Annotated in this window: 18 protein-coding genes; 14 read left to right on the top strand and 4 right to left on the bottom strand. The window is 68.3% G+C overall.

Translation table 11 applies throughout. The features are described from left to right. Positions 1-68 precede the first annotated feature (68 nt). A complete protein-coding gene (locus Amac_RS39805) occupies positions 69-371 on the top strand; it encodes a diol dehydratase reactivase ATPase-like domain-containing protein (RefSeq protein WP_155359602.1) in 303 nt (100 codons plus the stop codon). On the opposite strand, the gene Amac_RS39800 is transcribed toward Amac_RS39805, so the two are convergent. Continuing rightward, positions 350-1246, bottom strand: coding sequence for a ribokinase (locus Amac_RS39800; RefSeq protein ID WP_174900282.1), 897 nt, complete (start codon positions 1244-1246; stop codon positions 350-352). The two genes, Amac_RS39805 and Amac_RS39800, sit on opposite strands and share 22 nt — an antisense overlap. A 79-nt stretch (positions 1247-1325) precedes the next feature. Between Amac_RS39800 and Amac_RS39795 the strand changes: the two genes are divergently transcribed. Beyond that, entirely contained in the window at positions 1326-2240 is a 915-nt protein-coding gene (locus Amac_RS39795) for a sirohydrochlorin chelatase (protein WP_174900281.1), read from the top strand. A 195-nt stretch (positions 2241-2435) separates the two neighbouring features. Here the strand turns inward: Amac_RS39795 and Amac_RS39790 are convergent, their stop codons facing one another. Next, the gene (locus tag Amac_RS39790) at positions 2436-2795 is read right to left on the bottom strand and encodes a DUF2203 domain-containing protein (RefSeq protein ID WP_155359600.1); all 360 of its coding nucleotides are present in this window, start codon (positions 2793-2795) and stop codon (positions 2436-2438) included. Between the two features lie 156 nt (positions 2796-2951). Between Amac_RS39790 and Amac_RS39785 the strand changes: the two genes are divergently transcribed. The 4 genes from Amac_RS39785 to Amac_RS39770 all read left to right on the top strand — a co-directional run bounded on the left by Amac_RS39785 (position 2952) and on the right by Amac_RS39770 (position 6101). Next, a complete protein-coding gene (locus tag Amac_RS39785) occupies positions 2952-4367 on the top strand; it encodes a pentapeptide repeat-containing protein (RefSeq protein ID WP_170322897.1) in 1416 nt (471 codons plus the stop codon). A 73-nt stretch (positions 4368-4440) separates the two neighbouring features. Then, positions 4441-4629, top strand: a complete 189-nt coding sequence (locus Amac_RS39780; RefSeq protein ID WP_155359598.1) for a hypothetical protein — start codon at positions 4441-4443, stop codon at positions 4627-4629. A gap of 63 nt (positions 4630-4692) precedes the next feature. Then, positions 4693-5253 carry a hypothetical protein gene (locus Amac_RS39775; protein ID WP_155359597.1) on the top strand — a complete coding sequence of 187 codons (561 nt, stop codon included), beginning with the start codon at positions 4693-4695 and terminating at the stop codon, positions 5251-5253. Further along, positions 5250-6101 carry a PrsW family intramembrane metalloprotease gene (locus Amac_RS39770; RefSeq protein ID WP_155359596.1) on the top strand — a complete coding sequence of 284 codons (852 nt, stop codon included), beginning with the start codon at positions 5250-5252 and terminating at the stop codon, positions 6099-6101. Before Amac_RS39775 ends, Amac_RS39770 begins: the two co-directional genes overlap by 4 nt. A gap of 5 nt (positions 6102-6106) precedes the next feature. Here Amac_RS39770 and Amac_RS39765 read toward each other — a convergent pair whose 3' ends face one another. Continuing rightward, entirely contained in the window at positions 6107-7000 is an 894-nt protein-coding gene (locus Amac_RS39765; protein WP_155359595.1) for a GNAT family N-acetyltransferase, read from the bottom strand. Between the two features lie 63 nt (positions 7001-7063). On the opposite strand from Amac_RS39765, the gene Amac_RS39760 reads away from it, so the two are divergent. The 5 genes from Amac_RS39760 to Amac_RS39740 all read left to right on the top strand — a co-directional run bounded on the left by Amac_RS39760 (position 7064) and on the right by Amac_RS39740 (position 12760). After that, positions 7064-7384 carry a sporulation protein gene (locus Amac_RS39760; protein ID WP_155359594.1) on the top strand — a complete coding sequence of 107 codons (321 nt, stop codon included), beginning with the start codon at positions 7064-7066 and terminating at the stop codon, positions 7382-7384. Between the two features lie 332 nt (positions 7385-7716). Continuing rightward, positions 7717-8754, top strand: coding sequence for a hypothetical protein (locus tag Amac_RS39755; protein WP_155359593.1), 1038 nt, complete (start codon positions 7717-7719; stop codon positions 8752-8754). Further along, on the top strand, positions 8744-9598 hold the full coding sequence (locus Amac_RS39750) for an alpha/beta fold hydrolase (RefSeq protein ID WP_155359592.1): 855 nt from the start codon (positions 8744-8746) through the stop codon (positions 9596-9598). The genes Amac_RS39755 and Amac_RS39750 overlap by 11 nt, the downstream gene beginning before the upstream one ends. 84 nt (positions 9599-9682) lie before the next feature. Further along, positions 9683-10696: a LacI family DNA-binding transcriptional regulator gene (locus Amac_RS39745; protein ID WP_155359591.1), complete on the top strand. Its 1014-nt coding sequence runs from the start codon at positions 9683-9685 to the stop codon at positions 10694-10696. A gap of 186 nt (positions 10697-10882) precedes the next feature. Continuing rightward, positions 10883-12760 carry a ricin-type beta-trefoil lectin domain protein gene (locus tag Amac_RS39740; RefSeq protein WP_218041574.1) on the top strand — a complete coding sequence of 626 codons (1878 nt, stop codon included), beginning with the start codon at positions 10883-10885 and terminating at the stop codon, positions 12758-12760. Between the two features lie 50 nt (positions 12761-12810). Here Amac_RS39740 and Amac_RS39735 read toward each other — a convergent pair whose 3' ends face one another. Beyond that, entirely contained in the window at positions 12811-13485 is a 675-nt protein-coding gene (locus tag Amac_RS39735) for a hypothetical protein (RefSeq protein WP_155359589.1), read from the bottom strand. A 216-nt stretch (positions 13486-13701) separates the two neighbouring features. Here Amac_RS39735 and Amac_RS39730 point away from each other — a divergent pair, with 216 nt between their 5' ends. The 3 genes from Amac_RS39730 to Amac_RS39720 form a co-directional block, all read left to right on the top strand. Then, positions 13702-14124 (top strand): hypothetical protein, encoded by a 423-nt coding sequence (locus Amac_RS39730; protein ID WP_155359588.1) that lies wholly within the window; start codon positions 13702-13704, stop codon positions 14122-14124. 69 nt (positions 14125-14193) lie between these two features. Beyond that, positions 14194-14355, top strand: coding sequence for an integrase core domain-containing protein (locus tag Amac_RS58175; RefSeq protein ID WP_155359639.1), 162 nt, complete (start codon positions 14194-14196; stop codon positions 14353-14355). Positions 14356-14570: 215 nt separating this feature from the next. Continuing rightward, positions 14571-15610 (top strand): hypothetical protein (locus Amac_RS39720; protein ID WP_218041573.1); only part of this gene is annotated, 1040 nt, incomplete at its 3' end.

Genomic DNA, 15610 nt, shown 5'->3' with positions numbered 1-15610 from the left:
ACAAGCGTGCGCCTGTCTGGGGATCACCTGACGCGTCCTCGACAACCGGTCCAAACGCGGGGAGTGCGGTGGGGTGGCTGGCCGTACAGGGGCCTGCGGGGTTGTTGCCGTTCTCGGCGGCGATGAGCCCGGCGGAGTGGCGGTCGCTGCGGTTGTCGATCAAGCGTGCGGTGCTGGGGGCGACGCTCAGGCGGGCGCTGGAAGAGCTCGCGGTGCCGTACGAGCGGGCGGTCGTGATCGGCGGCCAGGCAGGGGACGACGAAGTGCTCGCGGTGCTGGCGCGCGAGCTGGCCACGCCGGTCGGGCGCGGTGACGTCGCCGGACGGCTCGGGCATCGGCACGCCGTCGCCTACGGATTGGCCAGCGGCTGATCGTCCAGCGCCTGGTCGATCTCGTGCCGGAGCGGCATCGACGTGGACGCCCCCGCCCGCTGGACCGACAGCGCCGCGGCCGTCGAGGCGAACCGCAGGAACTGTTCCGGGCCGCGCCCTTCGGCCCGCGCCACCGCCAGCGCGCCCACGAACGTGTCCCCGGCCGCCGTGGTGTCCACCACTTTGACCGGCACGGCGGGCGCCCAGAGGCGTGAGCCGTCGCGTGAGCCGTACAGAGCCCCTTTTGACCCCAGAGTGACCACAAGCTCCGGAACGCGCTCCAGAAGGGCTTCCAGGGCTCTGTCGGGCACGCCCAGGCCGGTGATCGCGGCGGCCTCGTGCTCGTTGCAGACGAGCAGGGCGACCGCGTCGAGCAGTTCGTCCGGGAGTTCCACCACCGGGGCGGGCGTGAGGATCACCGGCGCGGGCGACGCGACCGCCGCCGCGACGACCGCCTCCATCGGCAGTTCCAGCTGGAGCAGCAGCGCGTCCGACGCGGCGATCACCTCCAGATCCCGGTCCGAGGGCCCGGTGACCGTCCCGTTCGCCCCCGCCACCACGATGATCGAGTTCCCGCCGCCCTCCTCGACCACGATGTGCGCGATCCCCGACGGCCCGTCGACCACCCGAAGCCCCTCGGTGTTCACCCCAGCGTCATCAAGCGCCGCCCGCAACGCGGGCCCGAACGCGTCGGACCCCACCGCGCCCACGAAGGCGACCTCCGCGCCGGCCCGCGCCGCAGCGATCGCTTGGTTTGCTCCTTTTCCGCCGGGAACCGTGCGAAACTCGGTTCCCGACACCGTTTCCCCCAGGTGAGGGGCTTGCGGGACGTAGGCGACGAGGTCCATGTTGGCGCTGCCGAATACCGTGATCACGCTTCCTATGTTCCTCCCAGGGAACGCATCGGCCCGTCGACTCCACTAATTCGGCTGATTAGTCCTAGAATCCGCCGGTGTGAACGAAGGTCAAGACGTTCCGGCGAAGCTCCCCATCCGGGAACGCTCGTCGCGCCCAGGCGGAGGCGGCCGCCATCGCAGGCCGCTGCCCGTCAACCTGCCCGCGGACGCGCCCACCCTGGTGCTCGCGGTCCCAGGGGCGGTGGACGACGTTGTGACCGAGCTGGCTTCGATCATCCGAGTGGACAACCCGCAACTCGACCTCCGGCTCATCTCGCTCACCGACGGCGGCGCCGACCTCGCCAAGGAGTTCTCCTCCATCGCCGCCGAACGCGCCACCCGCGGCTTCCCCGCCGAAGCCGACGACGAACCCCGCCCGCGCGCCGCCATCGTGGTCCCGCTGATCACCGGCTCGCACCCGCGCGTGATGCGCTCGGTCCGTGACGCGGTCGCCGAGAGCGAGGCCCCGGTGACCGTCACCGACCCGCTCGGCCCGCACCCCTTCCTCGCCGAGGCCCTGCACGTACGCCTGTCGGAGCGCGGCCTGGCCCGCGCCGACCGGATCCGCCTGTTCAACGTGACCTCGCCGGTGGACGGCATCATCGTGGCCACCGTCGGCGGCGACGAATCCGCCAGGGCCGCCGACGCGACCGCCGTCCTGCTGGCCGCCCGCCTGGCCCTGCCCGTCGTCCCCGCCGCCTTCGACGGCCGCCCCACGGTCGCCGACGCGGCCGACCGCCTGCGCAACATCGGCGCGTCCCGGATCGCGCTGGCGCCCTTCGTGATCGGCCCCGAGGTGGACCCCGACCGGATCACGGCCGCCGCCGCGGAGTGCATGGGCTGCGCGTCACCGCTGGGCGCCCACGAGGCGGTCGCCCGCATGGTGACCGTCCGGTACGGCGCGATCCTGGGCAACCTGAACGAGGACTTCGAGGAACTCGGAGAGTTTGGCGAGGAATACCCGGAGGGCTAGGACTTCAGCTCGTCCCGGGCTCTCCCCGCTCCCGGCCGAGAATCAGTACACCCAGGTCTGGCTGGTGGGCTCCCCGCTCCCGGCCGAAGGTCAGAGACAGCCGTCGTTCCGCGAACCCGACCAATGCCACCCCTTCAGACCCGACCACGGCTACCCCTTTGGGCCGCGAAGTCCGCTGCGGTTACCCGCCTCGGGTCAGAGCGGCCGGCGCCCGGCGAAGCCCAGTTCGCTGCGGTGGTACCAGGCGAGTTCGCCTTCGCCCTCGATCCAGCAGAGCCGTACCGACATGCCCTCCAGGACGGCGGGGAAGTCGATCAGGACCGGGGCGATGCCCTTGAGCTCGATGCCCTGGTCGGAGAACCAGCCGACGATCTCGGCCATCCTGGCCTCCAGGCCCTTGGCCTCGGCCAGGCCACCCCGCGTCGACGTCCCGGACTGTTTCAGGTCGTAGCCGAGTTCGGCCAGGTCGGCGCGGAGCTCGATCAGCTCCCCGACGAGTTCGCGCGCCTCGGGCATGAGGGAACGGGCACCCTCGACACTGAAGATCCTCTCCATGTCTGAGGAGGTTATCGCGACCTCCGAGTAGCTTGTTCTCTCATGCCGACGTGCACCGAATGTCCAGAGAACGCACTGCGCGGAAGCCAGGGTTGCCTGGCGCATACTTTCGGCACGGGCGAGCATGACGACCAAGGCCGTGCCATCGTCCGCGACGTGGATCTCAGCGGCCAGGACCTGGGCGGATTCGGATCCGGCAGGGTGGTCTTCGAGGGCCCCGCGTCCTTCGAGGGCAGCACCTTCACGGGCCGATTCGACTCGACCGACCTGGTTTTCAACGGCCCGGCGGACTTCACCGGCGCCACCTTCGCCGACCGGTTCGCCCTGGACAACGTGGTCTTCAACGGCCCGGCCCTGTTCGCACACGCCACATTCGAGCATCGCAGCACGATCAGGAACACCGTTTTCCGCGCCGAGGCGACCTTTCGCGACGCGTCGTTCGCCAGATACACGCGCTTCGTCGAAGCGGAATTCGAGGGCGAGACCTGGTTCCAGCAGGTGAGCTTCCACGGGGACGTCCTCTTCGACGGGGTCACGTTCCGGAGCCGAGCCCGTCTCACCCGCGCTCTGTTCGAAGGCGCCGCCAGCCTGACCCTGGACGCCCCCCTGACGGACTTCAGCCTGAGCACGTTCCGCCGCCGCGCCAGGATCGAGGTGGCCGACAGGACGCTCAAATGTGACCGGACCGTCTTCGAGAGCGGCGTCCGGCTCACCTCGTCGGGACCGGCCGAGATCGTCCTGCACGATGTGCACTTCGGCGCGCCCTCCGCGATCGCCGCCGCCCCGGCCACGATCACCGAGTACCGCCCCGCCGACCGCCCCCGGCTGCTCAGCGTGCTCGGCACGGACCTGACCGGCCTGACCCTCTCCTCGGTCGACCTGTCCCGCTGCTCGTTCGCGGGCGCCCACAACCTGCACCAGCTCGCGGTCGAGGACTGGAACTCGTGGGGCCACACCCCGCGCGCGCTCTGGGTGACCCGCCGGATCGCCCTGGCGGACGAACGCCGCTTCCGCGCCAGAACCGGGTCGGCCCGCCGCCGGCGGCGCTGGGCGATCCCCGGCGACGACCAGGACGCCGCCGTCAGCGGCAACATCCAGGGGGACTACCACGCCCTGCGCCGCATGCACGAGGAGGCCAAGGACGAGCCCGCCGTCACCGAGTTCTACTACGGCGAGATGGAGATGCGCCGGATCGGGCTCTGGCAGGAGTTCCGGGTCCGGCTGCGCGAGCGCTGGTGGCGCGGGGTCACAGCCACGCTAGGCGAGTGGCTGCTGGTGTCGCTCTACTGGCTGCTGTCCGGCTACGGCGTGCGCGTCTGGCGCGCCCTGACCGCCCTGGCGGTCGTCATTGTCACCACGTCCGCAGCCTTGGTCCAGTGGGGCTTCCCTGGCGCTCCCCTCGCGTACGGCGACGCCGTGCGTTTCAGCGTCCGCGCCGCGACCTCGCTCCTGCGCGGCACCGACGTCCCGCTCACCCCGGCCGGCGAGTGGATCGAACTCGTGCTGCGCCTGCTCGCCCCGCTCCTGCTGGCCTTGGCACTGCTGGCCGTCCGAAGCCGCGTCCGCCGCTGACTCTCAAGCCGCCGACCCCGCAAACCGCCCAGCACCTCGCCAAGATCGCCTCAGAGGCGCTATGACTGGGGGCATGGGAAAACCCTTCTTGATCGGTCTTGGTGCCCTCCTGGTGCTTATGGGGGCCGTCTGGACCCTGCAGGGCCTCGGCTTCATCGGCGGTAGCTTCATGAGCGACAACACCACGTGGGCGATCATCGGGCCGATCGTGGTCATTGTCGGCCTGGCCCTGGCAGTGTGGGCGGCGCGGCGGAAGACATAACACGTTTGATCCGGAACAGGCAGGCTATGACTGAGGCATCCCCCTCCTGACCGAGGGGACCGGATGGACCGCAAGGGATGGCCAGGGACGCTGGCGGTCGCCGCGGTGCTGGTCGTGCTCGGTGTCGGGCTCCCGATGGCGGATCGGCGGGTCTCCGCGGGCGCGGTTCCGTTGCCCGCGGGCGCGCGGATCCAGGTGGGGCCGCTCGGGGAGGACGAGCAGCGGCCGGTCTCGGTTCAGGTGCCGGACGGGTGGGCGCTGGATATCGACGCCACGGAACTGTCGGAGTCGGTGGCGCTGCTCAACGGCTCCACCTCGTTCCAGCTCAGCGTCATCATGTCCGAGGGGGCCACGCCGGAGCAGCTGTGGCACGGCTTAGGCCGGATCGAGCAGGCCGGGGGCATCCACGCCCGCCAGGGCGAGACCGTGACCATCACGACCACGCAGGGCGTGCCGGGGCTGGCCGGGCCTGTCACCTTCCAGGATCGGATGGCCATGGTCGCGGTCTTCGCCGCCGCGGCGCTGGGGGCCGACGTCGTGGTGGCAGGGCCGCCCGCCGAGGTCATGGGGGCGGATGTCGGCGCGATGCTGCGTTCGATCAGGTTCGCCGGAGCCGGGGCATGACGGGGCGTCCGGCGTTCTGGGTGTGGGCGGTGGGGTGCGCGCTCGGCGCGTACACGACCTTGATCACCATTGTGCCGCAGGCCGGCGTCTTCAGCTCGGGCGCGCTGATCGGCCTGGTCGTGCTCGTACCCCTGCTGCTGGTGGGGTTCTGGCTGTTCCATCGCATCCGCCCGGTCCGCTCGCATCCGGTGAGGTACGCGTTGATGGCCGTGGCCTGGGGTGGCTTCGGCGCCTTCGGGGTGGCCTTCGCGGCCAACACCGCGTTCCTCAGCCTGCTGCGCAAGACCGTGGGCCTGGAGTTCGCCGACCGGTGGGGCAACATGATCGTCGCCCCCATCGACGAAGAACTCGCCAAGGTGGCCGGAGTGGCGCTGCTCGCCCTGATGGTTCCCCATCTCATCAGCGGGCCTCTCGCCGGATTCGGCTACGGCGCCCTTGTCGGGCTGGGCTTCCAGGTCGTCGAGGACTTCCTCTACGTCTTCAACACGATCACCGCCGCGGGCGGGGTCCACGAGGTGAGCGACAGCCTGAGCTCGCTGTTCGTCCGGGTGGCGCTCTCCGCCTGGTGGAGCCACTGGGCGATGACCGCCGTCAGCGGCGCAGGCCTCGGCTATCTCTTCGGCCGCGTCTGCCGGCCGATGCCGCGCCGCGTCCTGGTGGGCGCGGGCGGCCTCGCCCTGGCCATGCTCATGCACGCCTGGTGGGACTCCCCCGCCCTCGCCGGCGCCTTCTTGATCAAGGGCCTCCCGCTGCTGCTGGTGGCCTTGATCGTCTTCCTGCTGGCCCGCCACAACGAGCGCCACCGCGTCCCGTGCACCGCCCAAGCCGAGGTTCAGGAAGCGGCCTGACGCGTTCAGAGCGCCTTCTGCCAGATGTCGATGGCGAGGATGCGGCGCATGCCGACCGACAGGTAGAGGTCCAGGGCCGGGGTGGTGTTGCCGGAGTCCACGTGCAGGATCGTGCCGGTGCGGCCGCGACGCCAGTCGGCCGCGAACGCGCGGCGGAGCATCAGCTTGCCGAGCCACTTGCCGCGGAAGGCGGGCCGGACCGCCAGGGTCAGCACGTAGCCGCAGTTCTCGTCGGGGACGAAGTGGTTCGTGCCGACCACCACGGCCGCGGGAACGCCGTGCACCTTCGCGACGAGCACCTGCCCCCAGTCGTGCGCGCTGGAGGCCTCCCGCGCGTCGGCCCACTCCTCGAAGCTCTGCGGGACGTGCCCGAAATGTTCGGCGAACGCCTCCTCCTTGATCGCGTGGGCGGCGCGCAGCAGTTCCTCGTCGTCGCCCGAGCCGGTCTCGACGGTCACGCCCGCCAGGAACGAGGGCGCGGGCTCGCCGTTGTGGTCGATGCGCATGCGGTGGAAGCTGGTCGCGGGCGCGAACCCGCGCGCCCTGGCCGCCTCCTGCTGGGCGGTGTCCTGGGCGTAGATGCCGATGTCGGCGGTGACGCCGCTGAACCGGCCGAGCACCAGCTCCCAGAGCGCCTCCTCGGCTTCGTCGCTGCGGGCCCGGACGTCGATGTCCACCCGGTCGCTCGCCCCCTTGCGGCAGGCCCAGCCCCAGCCGACCAGCCGCTCCCCCTCGTGGGCGAGCCAGCCGTCCGCGGCCGGATCGAAGTCGGGCTCGGTGAGCTGATCGTGTACGTCCGCCGGAGTCAAGTCCGGCCGTCCGAGCACCCGGGTGTCGTGCTCGGCCACCAGTTCGTAGATCGCGTCCGCGTCAGCGGGCTTCGGATGCCTGATTTCCATGCCTCCGTTGTACGCCGGGCCACTTGGCGACCACTTGCTATGGAATTGGGGACACACTTGGGTATGGATATTCGAGAGCTCCTGTCCGGCCTCACCGGCGCTCAGCGCGTGTACGGCGAACCGTACGAACGCGACGGAATCACGGTCATCCCCGCCGCCGTCATCCGAGGTGGGGGCGGCTTCGGCAACGGCAATGGAGAGCTGGGCTCCGGCGAAGGCGGCGGCGGGGGCATCACCGGACGGCCGATCGGGGCCTATGTCATCAAGGACGGCGAGGTCCGCTGGGAACCGGCGCTCGATGTCGGGCGGCTCGTCCTCGGCGGTCAATTGCTGGTGGCCCTGCTCGCGCTGCTCGCGTTCCGCCTGCTCCGCCGCCGGAAATGAACGGTCAATCGCCAGCCGCCCTGCTCACGCTCCGCCTGCTCCGCCGCCAGCAATGAACGGTCAATCGCCGACCGGCCTGCTCGCGCTCCGCCGGCAATGAACGGTCAATCGCTGGCCGCCCTGCTCACGCTCCGCCTGCTCCGCAATGAACGGTTAATCGCCAGCCGCCCTGTTCGCGTTCCGCCAGCTCCGCTGTCGGGACGAACTGTTTCCGTTAACGGGTTGCCCGCCGGGCGTGGCTTGCCAAGAATTGAGGCGCGAAGGACCGGGGGGCCTTCGGACAATTTTCTTCGGGGCGTTCCTGTAAATGAGAAAGCCGTAATCTGACGGCCGTGGCGGTGAATCGCCTGGTCGACGGCTATGCGGCTGGCTATGGGACCTGGTTGATATCTGAGGGCGTTGTGGTCGCCTGGGTGACCCAGCCGGTGCCGGGAGCGGTGACGGCGATCGTTCTGATCGTGCTGTCGGCGCTCGTGTCGTCGCGGCTGCTGAAAGTGCTGCTGTTCGGGGCGGCGGCTGGGGTGCTGGTGGCCGTGGCGGTGAATCTGCCCGCCGGGGAGACGCCGGGGTCGGGGCTCGTCGACGGGCTGAGCGCGGACGGGGTGGTCGGGTGGCTGCGGGATCCGCTGGTGGCGCTGGTGCTGGCCGTGGTGCTCGCCTTCATCGGGACGCAGTCGGGGTGGCGGCTGGTCAAGGCGGTGATGTTCTGCGCGGCGGTGGTGGCCGTGTGCTGGACGGCGGTCAGCTACGCCTCGGCGCTGACCGCGGTGGCGGGGGCGATCGCCACGATCGTGGTGTGGCTGATCATCGCGGTGACGGTGGTCACGGTGGTGCTGGTGGTCGGGGTGCTGGTTCTGGCGGCACGGTCGGATGGGCGGGGTGATCGGGAACTGCTGACGCTCGGGCATCGGATGAGGCTGCCCGCCCTGAATGACGGCCCTGACGACCACGATGACCCACAACTCGCCCGATTTATCCGCATAAACGGCTGTTTCAATCGGTTGATTGAGCTGATTGAGGAGGCCGCTGATCTTGATGATCGGGATCTGTCGGTTCCGCAGACGATCGGGGCGGTGGCGGCTTTCTATTTCTCGGGGTTACGGCCGCTCATGCCGGAGATCAAGTCGATCCACGCCGATCTGAACGCGGAGATCGTGGAGTTGGGGCCCGGGTTCGGGCGGATGGCGCGGGCGCGGGTCTACCTGCCGACACGGGCCGAATGGCGGGAGCTGACGGCCCAGGAAGGGGTGATATTTCCGTATCCGATCCTGCGGCTGCTGCTGCTCAACCGGCGCTGGCGGGAGGTGGGGACGATCACCTACAAATGGCATCGATGCCAGCATCTGATCGAGGATTATCTTGGCCTCTGAATTTCCGGGGGAAACCGTGGAGACGGACGACGGCGTGCGGTTGTGGGCGACGCGGGTCGGCCAGGGGGTTCCTGTGGTGCTCTGTCACGGTGGCCCGGGATTGTGGGACATGTTCGGCGGCATGGCCGATCTGTTGAAAAATTTAGCTACGGTCCATCGGTGGGATCAGCGGGGATGCGGGCGATCGGATCGGCGCGGGCCGTACGCGTGGGGTCGGGCGCTCGCGGACCTGGAGGCCGTACGGCGATATTTCGGGTTGGAGCGGATGGTGCTGGCCGGGCATTCCTGGGGAGCTCAGCTGGCGTTGCGTTATGCGCTTGATAATCCCGGGCAGGTCAGTGGGTTGATCTACATCGCGGGTACGGGAATCGATCCGGTGGCCACGTGGCGGGAGCCGTACCAGAAGAATTTCCAGGTGCGTATGGGCGGGCGGCTGGCTCGGTGGGCGGAATTGAAGGGCCGGGTGCGTTCGGAGGCCGAGGAGCGGGAATTGTGTGTGCTCCAATGGTCGGCGGATTTCGCCGATAACGGGCTGGAACACGCCGAGGGCATGGCCAGTCCCTGGTTCGGCGTTAATTTCGGCTACAACGCCGCCATCAACGCCGAAGACAAGCTCACCTGGGGAACCGCGGAACTCCACGACCGCTGCCGGGCCTGCGAGGTGCCCGCGCTGATCGTGGACGGCGAACAGGACATCCGCCCCCGCTGGTCGGTGAATTCGCTGGCGGACGCGCTGCCGCGCGTTTCCCGGGTCGTGCTGGAAAACGCGGGCCACCTGCCCTGGGTGGAGAAACCCGCCGAGTTCCAGACCGCGGTCGGCGATTTCCTGACCCACCGCCGGTGACCCGCGTCTCCTCCGGGAGGCAGGTCCAGGCGCTGGAGCCGCTCATTCTGGTGCTTAAGTTGAGGGAGTCAATATGCTGTGGCGGTGGCCAGATCGGCGGGAAATCGGGCGACGGTCCGGGATGTCGCGGCCGAGACGGGCCTGTCGATCGCGACCGTTTCCCGGGTGCTCAACGGCCAGGCGAATGTCGCCGCGCACACCCGGGAGCTCGTGCTCCGCGCGGTGGACCGGCTCGGCGACCAGGCGCCGCGGCGGCGTGGCGCAGTCCCGGGCGGGATCTACGTCCGCTGCCCCTACCTGCTCACCGACTACTTCGGGCTGATCGTCTCCTCGGTGGCCGAGACCGTGGAGCTGCACGGGCGGCAGCTGATCCTCGGCGCGGGTGAGGCCGCCCAGCGCACCGCCGTGCTGCCGACCCTCGGCGACCGGCCCGACATCGCGGGCGCGATCCTCATCCTGCCGCCGGAACCCGCGGAAGAGCTCGTCAGGCTCCGCGACCGCCAGTTCCCGTTCGTGGTGATCGATCCGCGTACGCCCCCGCCGAAGGACATCGTGGCCGTCTCCGCCGCGCATTTCGCGGGGGCCCGCAAGCTCATGTCCCACCTGGTGGAACTCGGCCATCGCCGGGTCGGCATCATCGGCGGCCCGGAGGACTGGCTGGCCAGCGACGCCCGGCTCGCCGGATATGCCGCATCCCTCGCCGACGCGGGCGTGCTGCCCGCCGCCCAGCTGCTGCGCACGGTCGTCGAACCGAACACCGAGAACGGTTACCGCGCCGCCTGCGAACTCCTCGATCTCCCCGAACGCCCGACGGCGCTGGTCGGGTTCAACGACAAGATGGCCGTCGGCGCAATGTGGGCAGCGGCAGAACGCGGCCTCAGCATCCCCCGCGACCTGTCCGTGGCCGGATTCGACGACATCGACGTGAGCCGCGCCACCCGGCCGATGCTCACCACCGTGCGCCAGCCGTTGCAGGAAATGGGCCGCATGGCCGTCACGCTCCTGATGCGGCTGCTGGACCGCCACACCCTGGAAGCCCTGCACGTCTCGCTGGGCACCGAGCTCATCATCCGCGGCTCGACCGGCCCGGCCGCCTAGTTTGTTTCATTTTGTTTCACAGGGCGATGGTGACCCTATTTCGGGCTCTGAATGCGACATATACGGACCTTGACACCAAGTTCCCCACGTGTTGTCCTTCTCCAACAAGACATGTTTCAAGCCTTGTTTCATTTGTTACGCCGACGGTTCCCGGCCCGTCGGAGCCTGTCGCGAAAGGAATCCTTCGTGTTCCGTCCGTCTCGCAGGGCCGTCACCCTCGGCGTGGCCCTCGCCTCCATCGTCTGGGTCGCCGGGCCCGTGATCGCCTCGCCCGCGTACGCCGCCAACGAACAGGTCAACATCTGGCTCACCACCACCTCGGACTCCGGCGGCCGCAACGTCACCCGCGGCCTGCAGCAGCAGTCCCCCATCACGTTCGGCCCCGCCGGCGGCAGCGCCAACCACACGATCACCGTCAACGAGGGCACCACGTACCAGCAGTTCGAGGGCGCCGGGGCGTCGATCACCGACACCACCGCCTACCTGCTGCGCGGCGGCCCGGTGAGCGCGACCACCCGCGACGCCGCGATGCGCAAGCTGTTCCACCCGGTCGACGGCATCGGGCTCGGCTTCGTGCGCAACCCGATCGGCGCCTCCGACCTGTCCCGCCCGGGGAACGTCTCGCTGGACGACACCTGCTGCAACCTCAACGACTTCGGCGCCAACGGCTACGACACCAATGTCCGGCTGCTGACCCAGCAGGCCAAGTCCCTCAACCCGGCGCTCCGGGTGAAGGGGGTGCCGTGGAGCGCGCCCGGCTGGATGAAGGACAACGGCCGGATGGACCAGATGGGCTGGCTGCAGTTCTCGTACTACCCGATGTACGCCCAGTACTTCGTCAAGTACATCCAGAGCTACCAGGCCGCCGGAATCCCGGTGGACTACATCTCCGTCCAGAACGAGCCCAACTGCTGCCAGGCGGCCAACCCGCCCGCGATGAACTACCCGGGCATGAGCTGGAACTCCTCCGGCCTGGCCGAGTTCACCAAGAACCACATCTACCCGGCGTTCCGGGCGGCCGGCATCACCACCAAGGTGCTCATCCACGACTGGAACTACGGCGACTGGGCCACCATGGGCTCGGGCGTGCTCAACGACGCGGCCGTGCGCAACGACCCCCTGTTCGGCGGCGTCGCCTGGCACGGCTACTTCGGCGACCCCGCCGTCGGCACCCAGGTCCACAACCAGTTCCCGGCCGTGAAACAGTTCAGCACCGAGCACTCCGGCGGCAACTGGATCGGCAACCAGCACAACGAGGACCTGACCGACATCGTCACCTACGCCCGCAACTGGAGCGGCAGCCTGGTCAAGTGGAGCCTCGCGCTCAACCAGTTCCAGGGCCCGCACAACGGCGGCTGCGACGTCTGCACCGGCCTGATCACCGTGCAGGAGGGCGGCGCGCGGGCGGGCCAGATCGACTACACGATCGAGTACTACACCACCGGCCACCTGTCCAAGTTCGTCAAGCCCGGCGCGTTCCGGATCGACTCCACCAACAACGCCACCATCCAGAACGTCGCCTGGCGCAACCCCGACGGCTCCAAGGCCCTGATCGCCCACAACGGCGGCACATCCGCCCAGTCTGTACGGGTGAACTGGGGCAACCAGTCCTTCGTGTACAACTTGCCCGCCCGTACGACCGCGACCTTCACCTGGTCGGGCACCCCCGGCTCCGGCGGAGGCGGCGGCACGCCCATTACCGGCCTGGCCGGCAAGTGCATCGACGTCGCGGGCGCCAGCAGCGCCGACGGAACCCCCGTCCAGCTCTACACCTGCAACGGCACCGCCGCCCAGCAGTGGACCCGCCCAGGCGACGGCACCCTCCGCGCCCTGGGCAAGTGCCTCGACCTGGTCTCCCACGGCACCGCCAACGGCACCCAGGCCCAACTCTGGACCTGCACCGGCGCCCCCAACCAGCAGTGGACCTACACAGCCGCCCGCGACCTGGTGAACCCCGCCGCCAACAAGTGCCTAGACGTCACCGGCAACACCAGCACCGACGCCACCCGCCTCCAAATCTGGACCTGCACCGGCACCGCCAACCAGAAGTGGAACCTCTCCTAACCCAAACCGGATGCAGGTCCCTCGGGGGGGGACCTGCACCCATTCGCCGGTCAGGTGGAGATGTAACGCCTGAGGAAGATGCGGTAGTCCTTGGCGGAGGCCTCGGTGTAGTACTTCGACTTGTCGTCGCCCTCGCTGAAGAACGTGATTATCGGGCAGGTGGTGGAGGCGGCCCTGCCCTTGTGCTGGGAGATCGTCTTGCCGGTGCGGGCGTCCACGACACGGACCAGGTATGACGTGTTGTACATCGTCATCTTGTACGCCTTCTTCGTCTCCTTCTCCTCCATGTCGCAGACCTTTCCGGCCGGGGTGGTGCCGGTCTGCTCGTAGCAGGCGACCAGCTGGGTCTTGGACACGTCGTCGCCGAAGTCGAGGATCCAGCCCTTGGGGTAATCCCCCGGCGAGATCGAGTTCTGCGTCCAGGAATCGTCGGACTTGCGCATCAGGACGGCGGGATGAAGGCCCTTGTCGGAGCGGCGATACTCCGGCAGCCCCGAGAACCCGAGGCCGTCCGCGCACACGCGCTCCAGGTCGGTCGCGAAGGCCGGAACCTCAGGAGCATCTTCGGTCTGCTTGGCCACCGGGTCCTCCGCGGTCGACGGGCTGTCATTGCTCGGCGCGGTGGAAGTCAGCCCGAGAGCCCCGCATCCACTGAGCACGACCCCCGCGACGGCCACCCCGGCGATCATCAAGCCCGCTCGCGCGTGCCGATGCCATATCCCCATGAGAAGAACTCCCTGATCACTCTTCGCGATAAGACGAACACGGTGGGACAGGCATCACGAAAACAGCTCCGCCCTGCCTTAAGGCGTTCCATCCCGTTCCACCCCGTTCCATCGGCACGCGAAGTTACCCAATCGATCACGCGTTGCGGCACGATCGTCCCCCACGTCCTGTTTCGTGGGCTCCCAGACTTCAGCGCCCGCCCCGAGGAACCACCCATGCCCTTACAGGAAAGCAGCGAGGACAGCGTCGGATTAGATTACGGACAATTCTTCATCCACGACGTCGGCACCGAATTCGACATCACCGAATTCGCCGGTGACGCCTGGTTCCAGACCATGGACAATTGCGCACTCATTCTCGGAATGACATCCGGCATGTACGCGTCGGTCAAACTCGAACTCTGGTCCGAGCCCCCGGATCCGGTAGACCCGGACGACTGGAGCGACGACCCGATATCGTCCCAGCTGTTCTCAGAATTCGGCGAAATCTGCGTCAGCGACGTCTTCCTCAACACCCAGACCGCCTACCTGCTCCTCGGCGAGGAGGACACCGTCTGGAACGTCCTGGCCCATCGCCGCCCCACCTCCGATTCGAACTACCCAGAGGACTATCTATTCCAGTTCTGGAAGAATTCCTGAGGGCCTACGCCCGCGATTCGCGGTATACCCGCTGCTCGAAGAGAGCCGAGGTTCTGATCATCGGGACATCTGCACGCCGTCCTGGCCGACTATATTGATCATTACAACCGCCACCGGCCGCACCGAACCCTGAATCAGACACCGCCCAACGGGCGAACAGCCCACCCAGCGGCAACCGATCCGATCCGGGCACCGCGCATGTTCTTCGCCGCGACCACCTCGGCGGACTGATCCATGAGTATTCCCAGGTCGCATAAGGTGACACGATTTTCGGCACCGACAGGCTGATCCTGCGCCCCCTGGGCGAGCTCCACCTGGTCGACGGCCACCTGCGGGACGCGGCCGCGCGCTGAAATCCGGCCTCCACGGATTTTCAGTGGATTTTCAGCACGCCGCTCGAACCTTCCGGCGTAAGGACGAGAACACTCTTCCGCCGGAAGGTACTTATGAAACTCAACCGCCTGATCCCCCGCGCCCTCAGCATCATGGCGGCGGCGGCCTTTGCCTTCACAGGCGTCGCGGTGACCACCGTCACCACCGCCGTGCCCGCCCACGCCGCTTCCACACCTGGCGGCCAAATCATCCGCTCCGAAATCCTTTCCCGGGCCCAATACTGGGTCAGCCAGGGATACACCTACTTAAACAGCTCGGACAAAAGCACATGGCGGACTGGCCCTGACGGCCCCGACAGGTATCGCCGCGACTGTTCCGGGCTGGTGTCGATGGTCTGGCACTTACCCGAGGGCTACTACGACACCAGCGTCTACGAGAGCTGGATCGGCAGCCGGATCACACGCCTGTCCAGCTTCGACGACCTCGATGCGGGAGACGCCGTCCTGCGGGTGAATTTCAAAGGCCTGTCGGATCACGTCGAAGTGTTCGCCCGCTGGAAGAACGCGGCCGACCACGCCCAGGGCGCCTACTTCTACTCCTTCAACAGCACCGGCGAGACGGTTCGCAACCCGTATGCGAACAGCAGCTTCGGGAACCTGGGATTCCGGTCGCGGAGCGACATCACGAGCAATTTCGAGCACGCGATCCACTACAACAACACCACGGACGACCCTCTCCCTGGCAGTCCTTCCGGCGGTCCGGCGGTGGTGCACGAGGGCTTCGTCAGCATGTTCACGCGGAACGCCGCCGATGGTCATATCCAGGAGACGTACCTGCCGGGGATCGGCTCTCCCTGGTACAGCCAGGACATCAGCGCCGACGCCGGCACTCCGGCTTCCGCGACCAAGCCGGTCGCGGTCGTGCATGAGGGTTACACCAGCGTCTTGACCATTAACGCCTCGAACGGGCATCTCCAGGAGACCTATCTGCCCAGGGTTGGCGCGGCCTGGGTGACCCAGGACCTCAGCGCCGGCGCCGGCACTCCGGCCGCGGCCAATGTGACGCCTGCCGTGGTGGTGCATGAGGGTTACACCAGCGTCTTGACCATCAACGCCTCGAACGGGCATCTCCAGGAGACCTATCTGCCCAGGGT

Origin of the sequence: Acrocarpospora macrocephala (assembly GCF_009687865.1) — a bacterium.
Classification (GTDB): Bacteria; Actinomycetota; Actinomycetes; order Streptosporangiales; family Streptosporangiaceae; genus Acrocarpospora; species Acrocarpospora macrocephala.
This window is presented reverse-complemented; position numbering and strand designations above follow the sequence as displayed.

Bases quoted from the DNA above. Each gene is read 5' to 3' on its own strand.
- Amac_RS39790 (WP_155359600.1), bottom strand. From the start codon at position 2,795: ATGGAGAGGATCTTCAGTGTCGAGGGTGCCCGTTCCCTCATGCCCGAG.
- Amac_RS39780 (WP_155359598.1), top strand. From the start codon at position 4,441: ATGGGAAAACCCTTCTTGATCGGTCTTGGTGCCCTCCTGGTGCTTATG.
- Amac_RS39775 (WP_155359597.1), top strand. From the start codon at position 4,693: ATGGACCGCAAGGGATGGCCAGGGACGCTGGCGGTCGCCGCGGTGCTG.
- Amac_RS39770 (WP_155359596.1), top strand. From the start codon at position 5,250: ATGACGGGGCGTCCGGCGTTCTGGGTGTGGGCGGTGGGGTGCGCGCTC.
- Amac_RS39765 (WP_155359595.1), bottom strand. From the start codon at position 7,000: ATGGAAATCAGGCATCCGAAGCCCGCTGACGCGGACGCGATCTACGAA.
- Amac_RS39760 (WP_155359594.1), top strand. From the start codon at position 7,064: ATGGATATTCGAGAGCTCCTGTCCGGCCTCACCGGCGCTCAGCGCGTG.
- Amac_RS39735 (WP_155359589.1), bottom strand. From the start codon at position 13,485: ATGGGGATATGGCATCGGCACGCGCGAGCGGGCTTGATGATCGCCGGG.
- Amac_RS39730 (WP_155359588.1), top strand. From the start codon at position 13,702: ATGCCCTTACAGGAAAGCAGCGAGGACAGCGTCGGATTAGATTACGGA.